Origin of the sequence: Bradyrhizobium shewense (assembly GCF_900094605.1) — a bacterium.
GTDB lineage: Bacteria > Pseudomonadota > Alphaproteobacteria > Rhizobiales > Xanthobacteraceae > Bradyrhizobium > Bradyrhizobium shewense.
In genome coordinates this window covers 266,272-285,392 of the sequence record NZ_FMAI01000006.1, presented here as the reverse complement: position 1 = coordinate 285,392, position 19,121 = coordinate 266,272, and the positions used below count along the sequence as shown (strand labels likewise).

14 protein-coding genes are annotated in these 19,121 nt (G+C 65.2%); 9 read left to right on the top strand and 5 right to left on the bottom strand.

The window, feature by feature from the left end; genetic code table 11:
- Window positions 1-8: 8 nt before the first annotated feature.
- From GA0061098_RS14225 to GA0061098_RS14215, 3 genes are all read right to left on the bottom strand, one after another.
- A complete protein-coding gene (locus GA0061098_RS14225; RefSeq protein WP_091956874.1) occupies window positions 9-797 on the bottom strand; it encodes a DUF1236 domain-containing protein in 789 nt (262 codons plus the stop codon).
- 208 nt (window positions 798-1,005) lie between these two features.
- The gene (locus tag GA0061098_RS14220; protein ID WP_091956873.1) at window positions 1,006-1,773 is read right to left on the bottom strand and encodes a DsbA family protein; all 768 of its coding nucleotides are present in this window, start codon (window positions 1,771-1,773) and stop codon (window positions 1,006-1,008) included.
- 98 nt (window positions 1,774-1,871) lie between these two features.
- Entirely contained in the window at window positions 1,872-3,272 is a 1,401-nt protein-coding gene (locus GA0061098_RS14215) for a M48 family metalloprotease (RefSeq protein WP_091956985.1), read from the bottom strand.
- Window positions 3,273-3,447: 175 nt separating this feature from the next.
- On the opposite strand from GA0061098_RS14215, the gene GA0061098_RS14210 reads away from it, so the two are divergent.
- From GA0061098_RS14210 to GA0061098_RS14200, 3 genes are all read left to right on the top strand, one after another.
- Entirely contained in the window at window positions 3,448-4,635 is a 1,188-nt protein-coding gene (locus GA0061098_RS14210; protein ID WP_091956872.1) for a pyridoxal phosphate-dependent aminotransferase, read from the top strand.
- An 89-nt stretch (window positions 4,636-4,724) separates the two neighbouring features.
- Entirely contained in the window at window positions 4,725-5,282 is a 558-nt protein-coding gene (locus tag GA0061098_RS14205; protein WP_091956871.1) for a biotin transporter BioY, read from the top strand.
- Window positions 5,283-5,366: 84 nt separating this feature from the next.
- The gene (locus GA0061098_RS14200) at window positions 5,367-6,701 is read left to right on the top strand and encodes a dicarboxylate/amino acid:cation symporter (protein WP_091956870.1); all 1,335 of its coding nucleotides are present in this window, start codon (window positions 5,367-5,369) and stop codon (window positions 6,699-6,701) included.
- Window positions 6,702-6,783: 82 nt separating this feature from the next.
- On the opposite strand, the gene GA0061098_RS14195 is transcribed toward GA0061098_RS14200, so the two are convergent.
- Entirely contained in the window at window positions 6,784-8,016 is a 1,233-nt protein-coding gene (locus GA0061098_RS14195) for an NAD(P)/FAD-dependent oxidoreductase (protein ID WP_091956869.1), read from the bottom strand.
- 68 nt (window positions 8,017-8,084) lie between these two features.
- The gene (locus tag GA0061098_RS14190; RefSeq protein WP_091956868.1) at window positions 8,085-11,195 is read right to left on the bottom strand and encodes an Rne/Rng family ribonuclease; all 3,111 of its coding nucleotides are present in this window, start codon (window positions 11,193-11,195) and stop codon (window positions 8,085-8,087) included.
- A gap of 705 nt (window positions 11,196-11,900) precedes the next feature.
- On the opposite strand from GA0061098_RS14190, the gene GA0061098_RS14185 reads away from it, so the two are divergent.
- The 6 genes from GA0061098_RS14185 (at window position 11,901) to GA0061098_RS46090 (ending at window position 19,057) form a co-directional block, all read left to right on the top strand.
- Entirely contained in the window at window positions 11,901-13,196 is a 1,296-nt protein-coding gene (locus GA0061098_RS14185; RefSeq protein WP_091956867.1) for an N-acetylmuramoyl-L-alanine amidase, read from the top strand.
- Between the two features lie 252 nt (window positions 13,197-13,448).
- On the top strand, window positions 13,449-15,959 hold the full coding sequence (locus GA0061098_RS14180; protein WP_091956866.1) for a penicillin-binding protein 1A: 2,511 nt from the start codon (window positions 13,449-13,451) through the stop codon (window positions 15,957-15,959).
- A gap of 199 nt (window positions 15,960-16,158) precedes the next feature.
- Window positions 16,159-17,290, top strand: a protein-coding gene (gene prfB, locus GA0061098_RS14175) for a peptide chain release factor 2 (protein WP_099091752.1) whose coding sequence is annotated in 2 segments (ribosomal slippage) — window positions 16,159-16,227 and window positions 16,229-17,290 — 1,131 coding nt in all. Because the reading frame shifts where the segments join, the coding sequence is not laid out codon by codon here.
- A 2-nt stretch (window positions 17,291-17,292) separates the two neighbouring features.
- Window positions 17,293-18,174, top strand: coding sequence for an NAD(P)-dependent oxidoreductase (locus GA0061098_RS14170; protein WP_091956865.1), 882 nt, complete (start codon window positions 17,293-17,295; stop codon window positions 18,172-18,174).
- Window positions 18,175-18,188: 14 nt separating this feature from the next.
- The gene (locus tag GA0061098_RS14165; RefSeq protein ID WP_245323312.1) at window positions 18,189-18,860 is read left to right on the top strand and encodes a DMT family transporter; all 672 of its coding nucleotides are present in this window, start codon (window positions 18,189-18,191) and stop codon (window positions 18,858-18,860) included.
- Between the two features lie 8 nt (window positions 18,861-18,868).
- Window positions 18,869-19,057: a hypothetical protein gene (locus GA0061098_RS46090; RefSeq protein ID WP_245323310.1), complete on the top strand. Its 189-nt coding sequence runs from the start codon at window positions 18,869-18,871 to the stop codon at window positions 19,055-19,057.
- The last annotated feature ends 64 nt before the right edge of the window (window positions 19,058-19,121 follow it).

Here is a 19,121-nt window from a genome sequence, read left to right as displayed (position 1 = left end):
TAAGCAGCTTAGCCTTCGATGATGTAGACGATCTCGCGCGTCTGCGGACGGACGATCACGTACTGACCGCGGACGAAGATCACCTCATAGCCACGCCACTCCGGGTAGATCTCCACGATCCGGGGCGGAAGCGGATGGACTCGGACGGAGGCCGGGATCGCGGTGCCGACCGAGATGTTGAAGTTGACGTTCGTCGTCTCTTCGATCTTGGTCGACTTGATCGCCGTCGAGATTTCGGTCCGCTTTTCGGCCGGCGGCGCGGAAGCCGTCGCGGAGGCGGTGCCGGTCGTGGTCTGGGACTTGTCGGTGGTAGCCGCATTGTTGGTCTTGGCGGCGCCGCCGGCCTTGTTGTCCTCGGCCTTCATGTCCTTGGCAGACTTGGCGGGGTCAGACTTCGTCGAATCCGAGCTCATGCTCTTCGACTTGTCTTGCTGGGACTTGTCCTGCGCGCGTTCGTCAGTGCGCTGACCCTTGGTGGCGCCGGCCTTGTCCTCGGCCGCGTTCTTGTTCATCGCGCCGCCCGGGGAGCGCTCGTCCTTCATCGCACCGGATTTGTCTTCGGAAGCCCGATCGGACTTCATGGTGCCAGCGCCACCGGCCTGGCCGACGGTGCCCTTGTCATGGCTCATGGAATCGCGGCCGGTCGCGCCCCGCTCGGCGCCGCCGCCGGAAGGCTGCGAATGCTGCATCTGCTGCGAGCCAGCGCCGCTGTCACGGCCCTTGTCTTGTGCGTTCGCCAGACCGGCGCCCGCGACCAGGGCGACTGCGGCGACAGAAATCATAAAGCGGTTCAACATCGAATTCTCCTCACGTGTTTCTTTGCGTCATTGCCCGCGCCGACAACGAAAGGAGATTTGAGTTGTTCCGGAACTTCGCCTGTTCCGCGGCATTTGTTTGTTGAACGCCAGATGAACGACTTTGCACGAAGTCGCCAACGTTCGGCGCAAGAAAAAGGCCGGCTTGTCAGCCGGCCTTTTCGGGTTTTCAGGATCGTAAAACGTACGATCAGCAGGTTGCCTTGCCGCAGCGGGCAATGCCGATCTTTTCCTTGAGGCCTTCGACGCCGATGGCGCCGATCACGATCTGCTTGCCGATGACATAGCTCGGCGTGCCGTTCATGCCCATCGCTTCGGCGAGCTTGAAGTTCTCCTCGATGGTGGCGCGCACCTCGGGGCTGGCGATGTCCTTCTCGATCTTTGCGGTGTCGAGGCCCGCTTCCTTGGCGGCTTGAAGCGCACGCGCCTTGTCGGCCGCGCCGCGGCCGCCGAGCAGCTTCTGGTGGAAGTCGAGATATTTTTTGCCGGAGGGATCCTGCATGCGCACGGCGACCGCGACCTGCGCAGCCTCCACCGAGCCCTGGCTCAGCACCGGAAATTCCTTCAGCACCACCTTCAGCTTCGGATCGCCCTTCATGATGGTGAGCATGTCGTCCATCGCGCGCTTGCAGTAGCCGCAATTGTAATCGAAGAACTCGACGAAGGTGACGTCGCCGTCCTTGTTGCCGAGCACGACCTGGCGCGGCGAGTTGAAGATCGCGTCCGCATTCTGCGCGATGCTGGCCTCGTGCTTCTGCGTCTCGGCCGCGGCTTGCCGCTTGCTGAGCTCGGCCATGGCCTCCTCGAGCACCTCGGGATGGCTGATGAGATAGTTCTTGATGATCTTCTCGATGTCGGTGCGCTGGGTGTCGGAGAAACTGTCGGCCGACGCGGGCACGGCTGCGCCGAACAGGGCGAGCGCAAACAACGCGGGAGCAAGCAGGCGCAGCGAAGGCATAGGTAAATCCTCTTATCCAAAGCAGGTTTCGGAATACGTCCCGGCGGACTTAAGCTCGGTGTCGTGACGTCGTGGTATCGGGCGTCGTTCGAGTTGCGTCAGTTGCGCGGCGGCTTCGCCGCCACGATGTCGTCGGCCTTGACCCATCCGGGCGTGCCGACGGCGAAACGGGTTTTCGCGCGCGTGGCGAGCTCGCGGGCGGTCTTGTTGTCGCCGCGCAGGTAAGCGGCTTGTGCCGAGGCGAGATCCGCTTCGGCATAGTCGCCCTTCCGGCCATAGGCCATCGCGAGCTGGGTATAACCGAGCACCGCCTCGGGTTCTCGCGCCACCGCGGCGCGGAGAATCCGAACGGCGTCGTCGGTGTAGGCCTTATTATCGGTTCCAACCAGAGCCTGCCCAAGTAACATCTCGATGAGGGGCGCGTTGTTGGAAAGCTGTGCGGCCTTGCGCAGCGGAGCGACCGCTTCGGCCGGCTTGCCGCTCTCCAACAGGGCCTGGCCGCGCACCTCGTAGAAGTACGGATTGTTGGGCTGGACCTGGATCAGCGCGTCGATCTGGGTCAGCGCGCTGCGCAGATCGCCGTGCAGATAGGTACTGATGGCGCGGGCATAGCGCGCCGGCATGCTGTCGTTGGTCTGAGGATAGCGGCGGTACACAGTCTCCGGGCGCTCCATGAACGCGGAGATCTTGGCGCGAACCATGTCGTGGCGGAGCTGGAGTGCGGGATCGTCCTTCTTGTTCCAGTAGGGGCTGGAGCTGGCGAATTCCTGGAGCGCGGCAACGCGCTCGGCCGGCATCGGATGCGACTGGAGATAGGGATCGGCGCCGCGCGCGGCGAACAGGCTCTCACCGGTGAAGCGCTTGAAGGTCTCGTACATGCCCTTCGGCGATTGCTGGGTTGCGGTCAGGAATTTCACGCCGGCGCGGTCGGCGTTCTCCTCCTGCTGCCGCTGGTAGGACAGCAGCGTCCGGCGGATCACCTCCTGCGGAGCGGAGATCGCTGCGGCGCCGGCATTGGCAAGCCCGTTGTTGCCTGCACTGCTGCGCTGGGTGCTGCCCGCGGCGATCGCGCCGGCGCCGAGCAGCATCGCAATGATCATCTGGGTCTGGGCGGCGGCGAGCTGCTCGCGCAGCTTTGACAGATGGCCGCCGGCCAGATGCCCGGTCTCGTGCGCGAGCACGCCGATGATCTGGTTCGGCGTCTCCGACTGGAGCATCGCACCGTAATTGACGAAGATGCGGCGGCCATCCGCGACGAACGCGTTGAACGAGCCGTCGTTGAGGATCACCATCTGGATGTTCTGCTTCTCCAGTCCGGCGACGCGCAGGATCGGGCGCGTGTATTCGCGCAGCAGCTGCTCGGTCTCGGTGTCGCGCAGGACCGGCGGCCCCTTCTGCTGCGCCCGCGCCGCCGGGAGCGGCAGCAGCGCGATCGCCGCAGCCGTGACGAGGGCGGTGAGGGCGGAGGCCTTCTTGCGCAATGCGATCTGGAGAAACATCAAACGGTCTGGAGAGCAGTTTCGTGATTGGTTTTGGCGATTGGCGGCGGACCGGATACGCGATATGCCCTTATGAGCGTTACCCTTATGAGCCGTACAATGCGGCCAGTCTGGGGCGCAAGCGCCCCGTTCCCGGGCCGGACGCACCGGCCCGCCAGCGAAATAGCAGAAATCGATGCACGATGCGACATTGAGGAACCGGTTGGGCCAGTGGCTCGAGCCCTCCCGCCGCAGCGATGTTCCCCCGTTCATGGTGATGGACGTCATGGCCGCGGCGGCCCGAATCGAGGCCGCCGGCGGCCATGTCATCCATATGGAGGTCGGCCAGCCCGCGGCCGGGGCGCCCAGCACCGCGATTGCGGCCGCCCACGCGGCGCTTGAGGCCGGGCGGATCGATTATACCTCCGCACTCGGTATTCCCAGTCTGCGCGAGCGCATCGCACGCCATTATCGCGATGCCTATGGCTGTGACGTCAGCCCTGACAGGATCGTCGTGACCACCGGCTCCTCCGGCGGGTTCATCCTGGCCTTCCTGTCGATGTTCGAGCCCGGCGACCGCGTCGCCGTGACGGTGCCGGGCTATCCGCCTTATCGCCATATCCTCACCGCGCTCGGTTGCGAGCCGGTGCTGATCGAGACCACGAACGAGACGCGCCATGCGCTCACCGGCGAGGCGTTGCTTGCGGCGCATCGCAAGGCGCCGCTGAAGGGCGTGCTGGTCGGGAGCCCCGCCAATCCGACGGGGACGATGATGTCCCGCGAAGCGCTCGCCGGCTTGATGGAGGCCGCCGAAGATGCCGGCATCCGCTTCATCTCGGACGAGATTTATCACGGGCTTGATTATGCGTTTCCGGCGGTCACCGCGGCCGCGCTCTCCGAGCACGCACTCGTGATCAACTCGTTCTCGAAGTATTTTTGCATGACGGGCTGGCGCGTCGGCTGGATGGTCGTGCCTGAAATTCTGGTGCGGCCGATCGAGCGGCTGCAGCAGAACCTGTCGATTTCGGTGCCGTCGCTGTCGCAGATCGCGGCAGAGGCCGCCTTCGACGGCGCGGCCGAGATGGAGGCGATCAAGCACGGCTATCAGGAAAACCGGCGCATTTTGATCGAGGGATTGCCGAAAGCCGGCCTAGCCAAGTTTCTGCCGGCCGATGGTGCATTTTATCTCTATGCCGACGTCTCGGACTTCACCTCCGACAGTTTCGAGTTCGCCAAGCAGATGCTGGAACAGGCGCGCGTCGCGGCCACGCCTGGGCTCGATTTCGATCCCGTTCACGGCCGCTCGTTCATTCGCTTTTCTTATGCACGCTCGCCCGGGGAGATGCGCGAGGCAGTTGACCGGATCGCTCACTGGCTTAAATAGCCGCCAGTTTTCGACCACCACCGGAGTCCAACTTGTCTGACCGATCTGTCTCGACCGCTGCTGCGCCACATTCTTCTCTCGCCGCATTGATGTGGCCGACCCGGCCGGGCGAATCCGTCGGCGCAGTGCGCGCCGTCGTGCTAATTGCGCTCGGCACCGCATTGATGGCGCTGTCAGCCAAGGTCAGCCTGCCGCTGCCTTATGTGCCCATGACGTTGCAGACCCTGGTGGTGCTGATGATCGGCGCCGCCTATGGCTGGCGTCTTGGCAGCGCAACCATGATCGCCTACCTCGCCGAAGGCGCGCTTGGCGCGCCGGTATTCGCCGGGCCGGTGGGTGGAATTGCACCGCTGGTTGGCCCGACTGCGGGCTATCTGTTCGGTTTCATTGCGGCCGCCTTCGTGACCGGCTGGCTCTCCGAGCGCGACTGGGATCGCAGTGTCATGCTGCTGTTCGCAGCGATGGCTGTCGGCCATATCGTCATTCTGGCCGCCGGGTTCGGCTGGCTGGCGTTCGGCCTGGGGCTGGGCGTTGCGAAGGCCTGGCAGGTCGGCATCGTGCCGTTCGTTGCGGCCTCGCTGGTCAAGAACGCGCTTGGCGCGGCGTTGATGCCGGCGGCGCGCAGGCTGATCAATCGCCGCCGGTAAAACGCGCAACAGCGAGCGGTTCCAATTGACAGGGCCGGCCAAGTTGATCTTGGCTGGCCCAGTGTTTTGAGGGGGAGTGAAACGATGACGACGACAACGATGGCGGGGGCGCCGGTCGCGCCGCCCGTCGCCAAGCCGTGGTACAAGGTTCTCTACGTCCAGGTGCTGATCGCGATCGTGCTCGGTGCCATTGTCGGCTGGCTGTGGCCACAGTTCGCAACCAACGAATGGATCAAGGCGCTCGGTGACGGCTTCATCAAGCTGATCAAGATGGTGATCGCGCCGATCATCTTCTGCACCGTGGTCTCCGGCATCGCTCATATTCAGGATGCCAAGAAGGTCGGCCGCATCGGCGTCAAGGCGCTGGTCTATTTCGAGGTCGTCTCGACCTTCGCGCTGGTCATCGGTCTCATCGTCGGCAATCTCGTCAAGCCGGGTGCAGGTTTTGGCAATGCTGCGGCGAGCGAAGCGGCCGTTGCGAACTACGCCAAGCAGGCCGCCGGCCAGAAGTCCGTCGACTTCGTGCTGCACATCATTCCGGACACCGTGGTCGGCGCCTTCGCGCAGGGCGAGATCCTGCAGGTGCTGCTGTTCTCGGTGCTGTTCGGCTTCGCCATCATGAGCTTAGGTGAGCGCGGCCACACCATTCGCAGCTTCATCGACGACGCCGCGCATGCGGTGTTCGGCGTCATCTCGATCGTGATGCGCGCGGCACCGATCGGTGCGTTCGGTGCGATGGCCTACACCATCGGCAAGTTCGGGACCGGTGCGATCCTCAACCTGATCGGTCTGATCGCGACCTTCTATGCCACCGCGGCGCTGTTCGTGTTCGTCGTGCTCGGCATCATCGCGCGCCTGGCCGGCTTCTCGATCTTCAAGTTTCTGGCCTACATCAAGGACGAGCTGCTGATCGTGCTCGGCACCTCCTCCTCGGAGAGCGCGCTGCCGTCCATGATGGAGAAGCTGGAGCGGCTCGGCTGCTCCAAGTCGGTGGTCGGTCTGGTAGTGCCCACGGGCTACTCGTTCAACCTCGACGGCACCAACATCTACATGACGCTGGCGACGCTGTTCATTGCGCAGGCGCTCGGCGTCGATCTCAGCTTCAGCCAGCAGCTCACCATCCTGGTCGTGGCGATGCTGACCTCGAAGGGCGCCTCCGGCATCACCGGTGCGGGCTTCATCACGCTGGCGGCAACGCTGGCCGTGGTCGATCCGCGCCTCGTGCCGGGCATGGCGATCGTGCTCGGCATCGACAAGTTCATGAGCGAGTGCCGCGCGCTGACCAATCTGTGCGGCAACGGCGTCGCCTGCGTGATCGTCGCCTGGTGGGAGGGTGAGCTCGACCGCGACAAACTCAACGCCAACCTCTCCAAGCAGATCGATCCGACCGACATGGAGACGGCGATCACGACGGACTGATCTGGATCCGACCGCGCGAGCTGCGCTGTCAGACCTTGAAATGGGGCTGGTCGAGATCCTCGATCAGCCCTTTTTCTTTGGGCTAGAACCGCTCCGGCCGGTACGGCGTCGGATCGATCGCAGGCGTCTCGCCGCTCATCATCTCGGCGAGCAGGCGCCCCGTCGCGGGTCCGAGGGTAAAGCCCTGGTGGCCGTGGCCGAAATTCATCCAGAGGCCGGGATGCTGCGGAGCTTGCCCGAGCACCGGCAGCATGTCGGGCGTGCAGGGGCGGGTGCCGAACCACGGATCCGGCTCGACGCGCTTGCCGAGGTCGATCAGCTCGCGCGCGGATGCTTCGGCGCTGGCAAGCTGCACGGGCGTCGCGAGCGCGTCCGGGCTCGTCAGCTCGGCGCCGGTGGTGATGCGAATGCCCTTGGCCATCGGCCCCATGGCATAACCGCCGGACTTGTCGATCAGCGGCAGGTCGAGCGAAGCGCCGCCGCTGTAATGCATGTGGTAGCCGCGCTTGCGCACCAGGGGAATGCGATAGCCGAATTTGTGGAGGAGGTCGGGCGACCACGGCCCGAGGGTCACGACGGCGTTGGCGGCGTCGAGGCGCCCCTGGTCCGTATCGACCGACCAGCCGGTCGCGGTCTGTCGCAGCGACTGCGCATCACCGAGCACAATGGCGCCGCCGCGGCGCTCGAACAGCTCGGCATAGGCCGTGACCAGCGCGCCGGGATCGGACACGGTCCAGGTGTCGAGCCAATGAATCGCGCCGGGAAGATCGTCGCGCAGGACCGGCTCGGCCCTCGCAAGCTCCTTGCCGGAGAGCACGCGAAAATTTACGCCGAACTCGCGCCGGTCTTCCTCCGCAGTCCGGATCGCCAGATCGAATGAAGCGGCATCGCGATGCAGCATGCGATAGCCGGCGCGGCGGATGAGATTGTCGGCATGGGCTTCGCGAATGAGGATGTCGTGCTCGCTCGTCGCGTAGGCGATCAGCCGCGCCCATGCATCGACCGCCTCGCGATGACGCTTCGGCGCCGAATGCCACCAGTAGCGGAGCAGGGGCTCGATATGGAGATGAAGCGACGACAGGCTGTAGCGCACGTCGTTGGTGCGGCCGGTCGCGATCTTCAGCAGCGTCGCAAGGTCGCGCGGCATCGGATAGGGGCGGACCGCTTCCGCCTGGATCATCCCGGCGTTGCCGTAGCTGGTCTCGCGGCCCGGCTCCCTGCGGTCGACGAGTGTGACGGCCCAGCCGCGCTGCTGGAGGTGCAGCGCCGCGCTCACGCCGATCATGCCGCCGCCGAGAACGATTGCGCTTTGCATTGAAACTGTCCTCGCCAAATCAAAAAACGCCCGGCTTGACCCGGGCGTTTTTTCTTGAATGTTCGGCTTTATTCACCGCCGCCGAAGCGGCGCGACCACCAGCCGGCGCGGCGTGGCGCGGCCGGCGTTTCGCTTGCCGGTTCCGGCGCGGGTTCAGCTGCCGGCAGGGCGGCCGGCTCAGGCGCCTGCCCAACCGGGGCTGCCGGTTCGATCGGGCTGCTCGACAGGAAGCTCACCTTTTCCCGGACCGTGGAGCGGCGCCGCGCGGCCTTGTCGTCGGCGGGCTCTTCCTCTGGGGCAATTGGCTCGGGCTGGGCCGGTGCCACCTCGGTCTGCACCTCGGCGCGCGGCTCAGGCTGCGAGACCTCAGGCTCAGCGGTGTGTTCGGCCTGGGCAATCGAGGGCGCGGCCTCGCCGCCGAAGCCGTCGAAATCGGCGACTGCGTCGGACGCTTCCGGCGGCGCATTGGCCGCGAGCTCGTCGCTGATGGAGCCGGCGAGACCGTCCTCACCGCCACCACGCCGACGGCGTCCGCCGCGGCGACCACGCCGGCGGCGGCGGTCAGCGCTGCCCTGCTGCTCACCGCGGGCCGCCTGTTCCTCGCCTTCTTCGCCATCCTGCTCGGACTCGGCATCCTCTTCGCCTTCGCCGGCCGCAACAGCCGCCTCGGGAAGGGTGGCGGGGCCATCCTCACGCAACTCGCCGTCGCGCTGGCCACCGCGGCCGCGCCGGCGACGGCGGCGCTTGCGGCGCTGGCCGTCCTGGTCGGAGGCTGCCTCGCCCGCAGCCTGCTCCTCGGTGAGACCTTCGGTCTCCTCGGTTTCGACCTCGGATTCGAGTTCGGAATCGAATTCCTCGTCGTCATAGACTTCTTCAACGATCGGCGGCGGGCTTGCTGCCGCCTGCGCCACCAGCAGTGCCTTGGCGGCTTCCAGCGTATGGACCTGCTCGCCGCGGTCGATGAGATAGGCCTGCGGCCCGCTGACGCTCGCGTCGGCGATGACCGACAGCGTCACCTTGAAGCCGTTCTCGAGATCGCGCAGATGGCCGCGCTTGTGGTTCAGCACATACAGCGCGACATCAGTGCGGGTGCGGACCACGAGATTGTGGGTCGCGCCCTTCATCAGGATCTCTTCGAGGCCGCGCAGCAGCTGCAGTGCCACCGACGACACTGAACGGACATGGCCGGTGCCGCCGCAATGCGGGCACGGATCGGTCGAGCTCTCGAGCACGCTGGCGCGGATGCGCTGGCGCGACATCTCGAGCAGGCCGAAATGCGAGATGCGGCCGACCTGGATGCGCGCGCGGTCCTGCCGCAGACAATCGGACAGCTTGCGCTCGACCGCACGGTTGTTGCGCTTCTCGTCCATATCGATGAAGTCGATGACGATCAGGCCGGCGAGGTCGCGCAGGCGAAGCTGGCGGGCGACCTCTTCGGCCGCTTCCAGATTGGTCTTGAGCGCGGTGTCCTCGATATGGTGCTCGCGGGTCGATCGTCCGGAATTGACGTCGATCGAGACCAGCGCCTCGGTCTGGTTGATCACGATGTAGCCGCCGGAGCGCAGCTGCACTGTCGGCGAGAACATCGCGTCGAGCTGGCTCTCGACGCCCATGCGCGAGAACAGCGGCTGGCCGTCGCGATACTGCTTCACCGCGCTGACATTGGCGGGCATCAGCATCTTCATGAAGTCGCGGGCTTCGCGGTAACCGGCTTCACCGGCAACCGAGATCTCGTCGATCTCTTTGTTGTAGAGGTCGCGCAGCGAGCGCTTGATCAGCGAGCCTTCCTCGTAGACGAGGGTGGGGGCCTGCGACTTCAGCGTCAGGTCGCGCACCGTCTCCCACATCCGGATCAGGTACTCGAAGTCGCGCTTGATCTCGGGCTTGGTGCGGGCGGCGCCGGCGGTGCGCAGGATGATGCCCATGCCCTCGGGCACGTCGAGATCCTGCACCACTTCCTTCAGGCGCGAGCGGTCCTGAGCGCTGGTGATCTTGCGGCTGATGCCGCCACCGCGGGCGGTGTTCGGCATCAACACGGCATAGCGGCCGGCGAGCGAGAGGTAGGTGGTCAGCGCCGCGCCCTTGTTGCCGCGCTCTTCCTTGACGACCTGCACCAGCATCACCTGGCGGCGCTTGATGACTTCCTGGATCTTGTACTGGCGGCGCGGGCGGAAGGTGCGCTCCGGCACTTCCTCCAGCACGTCGTCGCCGCCGACGGATTCAACGACTTCCTCTTCGGCATCCTCGCCGTCCTCGTCCTCGTCCTCGTCGTCTTCGCCGGTCGTTTCCGCAGCCTCGGCATGCGACGTCTCGGCGCTTTCGCCGTACACGGCGTCGGCCGGCTCGGCGGCGGTGGTCACGGCTTCGGCGAGAGCCTCGGCATGCGCTTCGGAGGCATGAGCTTCCGAGGCATGAGCTTCGAAGGGCTGCGCCTGCGTCTCGGTCGCGACCGCTGGCTCGGCGCCGACGGCCGCGACAGGCGGGGGCGTCTCGCCGGCATGATCATGGTCGTGATGATCGTGCTGGTGATCATGGTCATGATCGTGCGCGTGATCGTCAGCATGGACGTGATGATGATCGTCATGACCATGTGCTTCGTGGTCATGATCGTGGTGGTCATGATCGCCATGTTCGTGGTCGTGATGCTCATGGCCGTCGTGCTCGCCATGATGCTCGGCACCGGCGTGCAGATGCTCGCCCTCGTGCAGTGCGCCCTCGGTGTGCGGGGCTTCGCCCTCGACCGGTTGGGCCGCGGGATCGGCCCCGGCGTCGAGGCCTTCGACGATGTCGCTGCGCACGCGCTCGCCGTGACCGCGGCGGCGGGCGTTGCGGTGGCGCGAACGGCGGCGGCCGTGGGAGCGGTTCTCGCTCTCTTCCTCGGCTTCGCGATGGGCCTGTTCCTCGGCCTCGATCAGTGCCTGCCGGTCGGCGACCGGGATCTGGTAGTAGTCGGGATGGATTTCGCTGAAGGCGAGGAAGCCGTGGCGGTTGCCGCCATATTCGACGAAGGCGGCCTGGAGCGAGGGTTCGACCCTTGTGACCTTGGCGAGGTAGATATTCCCGCGCAGTTGCTTGCGTTGCGCGGTCTCGAAATCAAACTCTTCGACGCGATTGCCGCGGACCACGACGACCCGGGTCTCTTCCGGGTGGGTGGCATCGATCAACATCTTGTTGGGCATGTCTTAACTCTTGGCGGCGGCGGGCGCGATTCACCGTGGGCGCGAGCTGCGCTGCCGGGTGACGCGACGGTCCACCTGATTCGGGGGTGAGGGGAAGGCCGAAACGCCGTCTCTCGCGCCTTGCCGAACCGGAAGCTTCAGGACCAAGGCGGCGCGCGGGATTTTCACCCCGCAGCGTCGCGAATGATCCTTCAGAATTCGTCGGCACAGTCTGGCGCATCAAGCGTCGGCCCGTATGAAACATTGGGCGGCGAGGCCGCCCTTCAATCAGTTGCTGCTGGCCAGGCATGGCGCGAGCGCGCTCGCCTTGGGGATCACGAACCGCTCCCTTGGGATCAAGGGACCGGGTAATGGGTTACGTCGCTGTCAGAACTGTCCCGGTAACGCGAGAGGTAACCCAGGACCGTCCGCCGCCGGCGCTTGACCCGCTCCACCTCGCTGCCGCGCACCGCGCTGGTCTTAGAGGGGAGCGGAAAACGCTGGAATTCCCAAACCTTGAGAGTTCCGGCGCTGCACCGGGAGGCTGAATGCGACACAACCGGAAATATCGGCCGTCAGCATTCCGTACATACGAGGAATGAGCCATCGGTGCAAGGGAGCGTCGCACGGCGGTCACAGTCAGCGAGTTTCGCGTTTCTGTCATTAAGGATCGATTAACCCTGTGGTTCTATTGCGTTAAAAGGGCTGCTCGGAGGCACGGAATCGGTGGCGAGCCGCACAAATCAACGGGTTTTGCTGGGATGCGCACTTCTGTGCGCCGCAGCGTTGCCGTGCGCTGATTCCTCGCGCCTGCGCGCCGCGGAAAGCCAGCCGCAACCCACTGTTGCGGTAGCCAATTTTCCAGTCGCCTCGGCCGCCCGGCTGGCCGGCGATGGCAAGCAGACCCGCTTCATTCTCGATATCGACCAGACCGTTACCTTCCGCGCGGTCACGCTCGCGGACCCGTACCGGGTCGTCGTTGACGTGCCGCAGGTCAATTTTCAGCTGCCCGCGGGCACGGGGGTCGGGGGGCGCGGCCTGGTCAAGGCCTTCCGCTACGGGCTCGTCATGCCCGGCGGCTCGCGAATCGTGTTCGACCTGACGGGACCGGCCCGGATCGCCAATTCCTATGTGCTGGAGGCGGCCAACGGCCAGCCGGCCCGGCTCGTGCTGGAGCTGGAGGAGGTCGACCGGACCGCCTTCGTGCAGTCGCTCGCACCCGAAAATCGCCCCGAGCTGCGGCCCACGATCGCCGAGGCGCAGCCCGCAACGGCTCCCGCGACGACGGCCCCGGACACGGCGCAGCAGAAGGCCGATGGCCGCCCGGTGGTCGTGATCGATCCCGGCCATGGCGGCATCGACAACGGCACGCAGTCGAGCGGCGAGAGCGAGAAGAACCTGGTGCTGGCCTTCGGACTCGCGCTCCGCGACAAGCTGGAGAAGGCCGGCAAATACCGTGTGGTCATGACGCGGAACGACGACACCTTCATTCCCCTCAATGACCGCACCAAGATCGCCCGGAATCTGAAGGCCGCCTTGTTCGTCTCTATTCATGCCGATGCGCTGCCCCGTGCCGAGGGCGATGCGCAGGGCGCGACCATCTATACGCTGTCCGACAAGGCGTCCGACGCCGAGGCCCAGCGGCTGGCGGACGCGGAAAACCGGGCGGACGCGATCGCCGGCTTTAACCTCGCCGAGGAGCCGACCGACGTCGCCGACATCCTGATCGACCTCACGCAGCGGGAAACCCGCACCTTTTCGAACCGTTTCGCGCGTCTTCTGATGGGCGAGATGAAGTCGACGGTGCGGATGCATAAGCACCCCCTGAAGTCGGCGGGTTTCCGGGTGCTGAAGGCGCCCGACGTGCCCTCGGTGCTGGTCGAGATCGGTTACGTCTCAAATAAGGGCGACCTCGAGCATCTGGTCTCCGAGGGCTGGCGCTCCCGTGCCGTGGGCTCGATGGCGCAGGCGATCGACGGGTTCTTGACCAAGCGGATGGCCACGGCGGGATCGTCAAATTGACGACCCGGGGGATCGTCGAATTGAAAGGGTTTTTCCGTCCCGCCGCAAAAGCCCTAGTTTGGCCACAGCCGGCGCTTTATAAAAATGCCGCAGGGGGTTCCGGAATCGGAGAGAATCCCGCTCGGCAAGCGTCTAAAGTCCGGCACTGATGGTATTGCGTAAGCCGGTGAATTCGTGACGTGAATTGGCCCCTGTTTGGGTGCCAAGGGGCTGATACTGAGCTGATCCAGAGATTGAACGGATAAACACATAATGCGCTTGCTGGTGCGGTTCATGGGCTTCCTGTTCGCCGCGGGAACGGTGGTGTTCCTTGTCGGTGTCGGGGCCGTGGCAGGCCTGATCTGGCATTTCTCCAAGGACTTGCCCGACTACTCTCAGCTTCAGGATTACGAGCCGCCGGTGATGACCCGCGTGCACGCGGTCGACGGCTCGCTGCTCGGCGAGTACGCCAAGGAGCGGCGGCTGTATTTGCCGATCCAGGCGGTGCCGAAGCTCGTGATCAACGCGTTCCTTGCGGCCGAGGACAAGAATTTCTACGAGCATGGCGGCATCGACTACACCGGCATGGCGCGCGCGGGCGTGGTCTACATCCAGAATTACGGCTCGAACAGGCGTCCGCAGGGTGCCTCCACGATCACCCAGCAGGTCGCCAAGAACTTCCTTTTGACCAACGAGGTCTCCTTCGCCCGCAAGATCAAGGAAGCCTTGCTCGCGATGCGGATCGAGAAGACCTACTCGAAGGACAAGATCCTCGAGCTGTATCTGAACGAAATCTATCTCGGTCTGGGTGCCTACGGCATCGCAGCTGCCTCGCTGGTCTATTTCGACAAGTCGGTGAACGAGCTGACGGTGGCGGAAGCGTCCTATCTGGCCGCGCTGCCGAAGATGCCGGCGACGCTGCATCCGGTCCGCAACCGCGACCGCGCCATCGAACGCCGCAACTACGTGATCGACCGTCTGGTGGAGAACGGCTGGATCAAGCAGGCCGACGCCGACAAGGCGCGCAAGGAGCCACTGGCCGTCACCAACCGCTCCAACGGCGCCCACACCTTCGCCGGCGAATATTTTGCCGAGGAAGTCCGCCGCGACATCTTCGAGCGCTACGGCGAGAAGAAGCTGTATGAGGGCGGTCTCTCCGTCCGCACCACGCTAGATCCGAAGATCCAGGTCATGGCGCGCAAGGCCATGGTCTCGGGCCTCGTGAACTATGACGAGCAGCAGGGCTATCGCGGCGCCATGAGCAAGCTCGATACCTCGGGCGATTGGGGCGTGAAGCTCGCCGAGATCAAATCGCTCTCGGACATCTCGCCATGGCGCATGGCGGTGGTGCTGGAGACCAGCGACCAGTCGGCCCGCATCGGCTTCCAGCCGAGCCGCGAGCTTGGCGGAGCCGTGAGCAAGCAGCGCGAGACCGGCATCGTCACGGTTGACGGCGTGCGGTGGGCGCGAGCCGTGCAGGGCGGAACCAAAGGCAAGACGCCGTCGGCGGTGTCGCAGGTGCTGCAGCCCGGCGACGTGATCTACGCCGATCCACTCTACAAGGATGGCCAGCCGGTCGAGGGCCAGTACCGGTTGCGTCAGATCCCCGAAGTGTCCGGCGCGATGGTGGCGATGGATCCCTGGACCGGCCGCGTGCTCGCCATGGTCGGCGGCTTCTCGTTCGACCAGAGCCAGTTCAACCGCGCCACGCAGGCCTATCGGCAGCCGGGTTCGTCGTTCAAGCCGATCGTCTATTCGGCGGCGCTCGACAATGGCTATACGCCCTCGACCGTCGTGCTCGACGCCCCCATCGAAATCGACCAGGGGCAGGGCGCCGGCGTGTGGCGGCCTGAAAACTTCTCCTCCGGCAAATTCCAGGGACCGGTGACGCTGCGCAACGCGCTGCGGCAATCGCTCAACACCGTGACGGTGCGGCTGGCGCAGGACATCGGCATGCCCTTGATCGGTGAATATGCTCGCCGTTTCGGTGTCTATGACGAACTGCCGAACTATCTCTCCTACGCGCTCGGCGCCGGCGAGACGACGGCGATGCGCATGGTCACGGCGTACTCGATGCTCGCCAATGGCGGCCGCCGGGTGAAGCCGACGCTGATCGATCGTATCCAGGACCGCTACGGACACACCATCTTCAAGCACGACCAGCGTGAATGCCGCGGCTGCGACGCGCCGGGCGGCTGGAAGAACCAGGCCGAGCCGCAGCTGATCGACCGCCGCGAGCAGGTGCTGGACTCCATGACCGCCTATCAGATCACCGAGCTGATGGAAGGCGTGGTGCAGGCTGGTACGGCTACGGTCATCAAGGAAGTCGGCAAACCCGTCGCCGGCAAGACCGGCACCACCAACGAGGCCAAGGACGCCTGGTTCGTCGGCTTCTCGCCCGACGTCGCGGTCGCCATCTACATGGGCTACGACAAGCCGCGTCCGCTGGGTAAGGGCAATGCCGCAACCGGCGGCCATCTGGCCGCTCCCATCGCGCGCGATTTCCTCAAGCTCGCGCTCGCCGACAAGCCCGCCGTTCCCTTCAAGGTGCCTGCCGGCATCAAGCTCGTGCGCGTCGTCTCCAAAACCGGTATGCGCGCAGGTCCGGGCGAGACTGGCGGAACCATTCTCGAAGCCTTCAAGCCGGGCACGGCGCCGCCGGACAATTACTCGGTGATCGGCGTTGCCGATGCCGATGGGCGCGGCGGCGGCATGCCGGCCTCGCAGCAGCAGCAGCCGGATTCCGGCTTCTTCATGCGGCCGGGCACCGGCGGGCTGTACTAAGGCTTAGGACAAGACAGACGATCCCGGTTCCGGCGGTTGCGCTTTGGCGCTGCCGCCGTTACATCCCCTGAAACGTGACGAGTCATCGCGTTTCAGGTTTTTCGTTTGCGCATGATCTTGTCGGGAAACCGCTGCACACTTTCCCGGATCATGCGCTAGCAATCGAACGCGGACCAATTCCGCGACATCAGAGAACGACATGCGCGCCGAAATCGAACGGTTGGTAGAAGAGATCAAGCAGTCAGTCGGGCTGCTGAGGAGGCATCTTTGACGTCGAGAAATCGACGGCGCGCCTCGCTGAGCTGAACAAGCTCGCAGAAGATCCCAATCTCTGGAATGATCCCCAGAAGGCCCAGAAGCTGATGCAGGAGCGGACCTCGCTGGAGGATTCGCTCTCGGGCATCGGCAAGGTCGAGCAGGAGCTCGAAGACGACATCGGCATGATCGAGCTCGGCGAGGCCGAGGGCGATGCCGGCGTCGTCGCGGAAGCCGAAGCGGCTCTCAAGAATCTCAAGAAGGAAGTGGCGCGGCGCGAGCTCGAGGCGCTGCTGTCGGGCGAAGCCGACCGGTTCGATTCCTATCTCGAAGTCCATGCCGGCGCCGGCGGCACTGAGAGCCAGGACTGGGCGCAGATGCTGCTGCGCATGTACACGCGCTGGGCCGACACCCACGGCTTCAAGGTCGAGGTGCTGGAAGAGTCCGAGGGCGAAGAGGCCGGCATCAAGTCCGCGACGATCCAGGTCTCAGGCCACAACGCCTATGGCTGGCTGAAGACGGAAGCGGGCGTGCATCGCCTGGTGCGCATCTCGCCGTTCGATTCCAACGCGCGGCGGCACACCTCGTTCTCGAGCGTGCAGGTGTTCCCGGTCATCGACGACAGCATCAAGATCGACATCAAGGAAGCCGACGTCCGCGTCGACACCATGCGCTCGGGCGGCGCCGGCGGCCAGCACGTCAACAAGACCGAATCCGCGGTGCGGCTGACGCACATTCCGACCGGTGTCGCCGTGGTCTGCCAGGCCGGCCGCTCCCAGCACAAGAACCGGGCTCAGGCCTGGGACATGCTGCGCGCGCGCCTGTATGAAATCGAGCTGAAGAAGCGTGAGGAGAAGGCCGCCGCCGACCAGGCCGCCAAGACCGATATCGGCTGGGGTCACCAGATCCGCTCCTACGTGCTGCAGCCCTATCAGATGGTGAAGGATCTGCGCACGGGCGTGCAGACCTCGGACACCTCGGGCGTGCTCGGCGGCGATCTCGACGACTTCATGGCCGCGACGCTGGCGCAGCGCGCCTTCGGCACCACGGGTGCCGATATCGAGGACGTGGACTGATCATGCCCCGCGTCGCCTTCATCGGATTAGGGCGGATGGGTCATGGCATGGCCGGCCGCTATCTCGATGCCGGCTTCACGGTGACGCTGTGGAATCGCAGCAAGGCCAAGGCTGAAGATTTGATCGCGCGCGGCGCGCTTTGGGCGACCTCGCCCGAGGACGCCGCGATCGATGCCGACGCGGTCGTGACCATGGTTGCCGATGACGAAGCCTCGCGCGCGGTCTGGCTCGGGCCGAAGGGCGCGGCCAAGACGGCGAAATCAGGCACCATCGCGATCGAATGCTCCACCGTTTCCTATGACCATGCCCGCGAGATGGGCCGCGAGCTGAATGCGCGCGGGCTCATCTATATCGATTGCCCCGTGACCGGATTGCCGGATGCCGCCGCCAGTGGAAAGCTGACGCTGCTGGTTGGCGCCGATGCAGCCGACCTCGAACGCGCGCGGCCGTATCTGACGCCGATCGGCTCGACCATCCGCCATTTCGGCGCGGTCGGCTCCGGCACGGTCTACAAGCTCATCAACAATCTCATGGGCGCGATCCAGATCGCCGGCCTCGCCGAGGGCCTTGCCATCGCCGAGCAGGCCGGGCTCGACATGAACCTCGTGCTGGAATCGATCCAGGCGGGCGTGGCCGCAAGCCCGCAGGTGCAGCGCCACTCCAAGCGCATGGTTGCCCGCGACTTCAGCGGCGCGACCTTCACGGCAGCGCTGCGGCACAAGGATGCCGCCTATGCCGTCAAACTCGCGGAGAGCCTGCTGGCCGACAAGCCGCTAGTCTCGCGGGCCGCGGTCGAGTCCTACGCGCAGGCGAAGGCGGCGATGCCTGATGACGACGAAGGCAGGATGATCGAGCTGGTGTCGCGGCCGAAGAAGCCGTCCTAGCCGGTCACATCCACATGGGGCAGCCTCGTTCGGAACGCGGTCTCGGCATTGCCCTCGTCGTCGCCGCCGCGATTGCCTGGAGCACGGCGCCGTTCTTCACGCGCCTTCTACCGTTCGATCCCTGGACTATTCTGTTCTGGCGCGGCCTGTTCGCCGGCGGCCTGATCACTGTGCTTCTCGTGGTGATGCAAGGCCGCGCCGGCCTGCGGCAGTTGCTGGCGCCGGGCAAGGCAGGCCTGCTCGTGGCCTCATTGTCCGCGATCGGCATGGTTTCGTTCATTCCCGCGCTGCAGATGACCGACGTCATGAACGTGGCGGTGCTGATCGCAACACAGCCGTTTGTTGCGGCCGCGCTGGCTTGGCTGTGGCTCAATGAGGCCGCGACATGGCGCACGCTGATTGCGAGCCTGATTGCCTTTGCCGGCGTGGTGATCACGGTCGGCGGTGTGCGAGCCGGTGCCGATCTCGGTGGCATCGCGCTCAGCTGCCTGATGGTGCTCGCCATCTCCACCATGACGGTGGTGGTCCGGCGCCATCGCGAGACGTCGATGGTGGCGGCGGCCGCGCTGTCGAATTTCATCGGAAGCCTCGTCGGCCTTCCATTCGCGCATGACATCGCTCATGTCGGCGGCAACGGCTTCGCGATCCTCGCGATGTTCGGCTGCCTTCAAGTTCGCTGGGCTTGACCTTCTACATGCTCGGCTCGCGCTTGCTGCCGTCAGGACAGGCCTCCCTGATCGCGACGCTGGAAACGCCGCTGATGCCGTTCTGGATCTGGGTTGCCTTCCGTGAGATACCGGCCGTCCACGCGCTCATTGGCGGCGCGTTGGTGATTGGGGCGGTTGTTGCCGATATCGCGGGCGATCGGCGGTCACGGGGATGATCTTGAGCAATGTTGTCGGAAACCGGGTGGCGAGATTTTCCGCGTTGTCCTAGGCGAGCAGCTG

Coding starts and splice junctions, on each gene's coding strand:
- GA0061098_RS14225 (WP_091956874.1), bottom strand. CDS start 797: ATGTTGAACCGCTTTATGATTTCTGTCGCCGCAGTCGCCCTGGTCGCG.
- GA0061098_RS14220 (WP_091956873.1), bottom strand. CDS start 1,773: ATGCCTTCGCTGCGCCTGCTTGCTCCCGCGTTGTTTGCGCTCGCCCTG.
- GA0061098_RS14215 (WP_091956985.1), bottom strand. CDS start 3,272: ATGTTTCTCCAGATCGCATTGCGCAAGAAGGCCTCCGCCCTCACCGCC.
- GA0061098_RS14210 (WP_091956872.1), top strand. CDS start 3,448: ATGCACGATGCGACATTGAGGAACCGGTTGGGCCAGTGGCTCGAGCCC.
- GA0061098_RS14205 (WP_091956871.1), top strand. CDS start 4,725: ATGTGGCCGACCCGGCCGGGCGAATCCGTCGGCGCAGTGCGCGCCGTC.
- GA0061098_RS14200 (WP_091956870.1), top strand. CDS start 5,367: ATGACGACGACAACGATGGCGGGGGCGCCGGTCGCGCCGCCCGTCGCC.
- GA0061098_RS14195 (WP_091956869.1), bottom strand. CDS start 8,016: ATGCAAAGCGCAATCGTTCTCGGCGGCGGCATGATCGGCGTGAGCGCG.
- GA0061098_RS14190 (WP_091956868.1), bottom strand. CDS start 11,195: ATGCCCAACAAGATGTTGATCGATGCCACCCACCCGGAAGAGACCCGG.
- GA0061098_RS14180 (WP_091956866.1), top strand. CDS start 13,449: ATGCGCTTGCTGGTGCGGTTCATGGGCTTCCTGTTCGCCGCGGGAACG.
- GA0061098_RS14170 (WP_091956865.1), top strand. CDS start 17,293: ATGCCCCGCGTCGCCTTCATCGGATTAGGGCGGATGGGTCATGGCATG.
- GA0061098_RS14165 (WP_245323312.1), top strand. CDS start 18,189: ATGGGGCAGCCTCGTTCGGAACGCGGTCTCGGCATTGCCCTCGTCGTC.
- GA0061098_RS46090 (WP_245323310.1), top strand. CDS start 18,869: ATGCTCGGCTCGCGCTTGCTGCCGTCAGGACAGGCCTCCCTGATCGCG.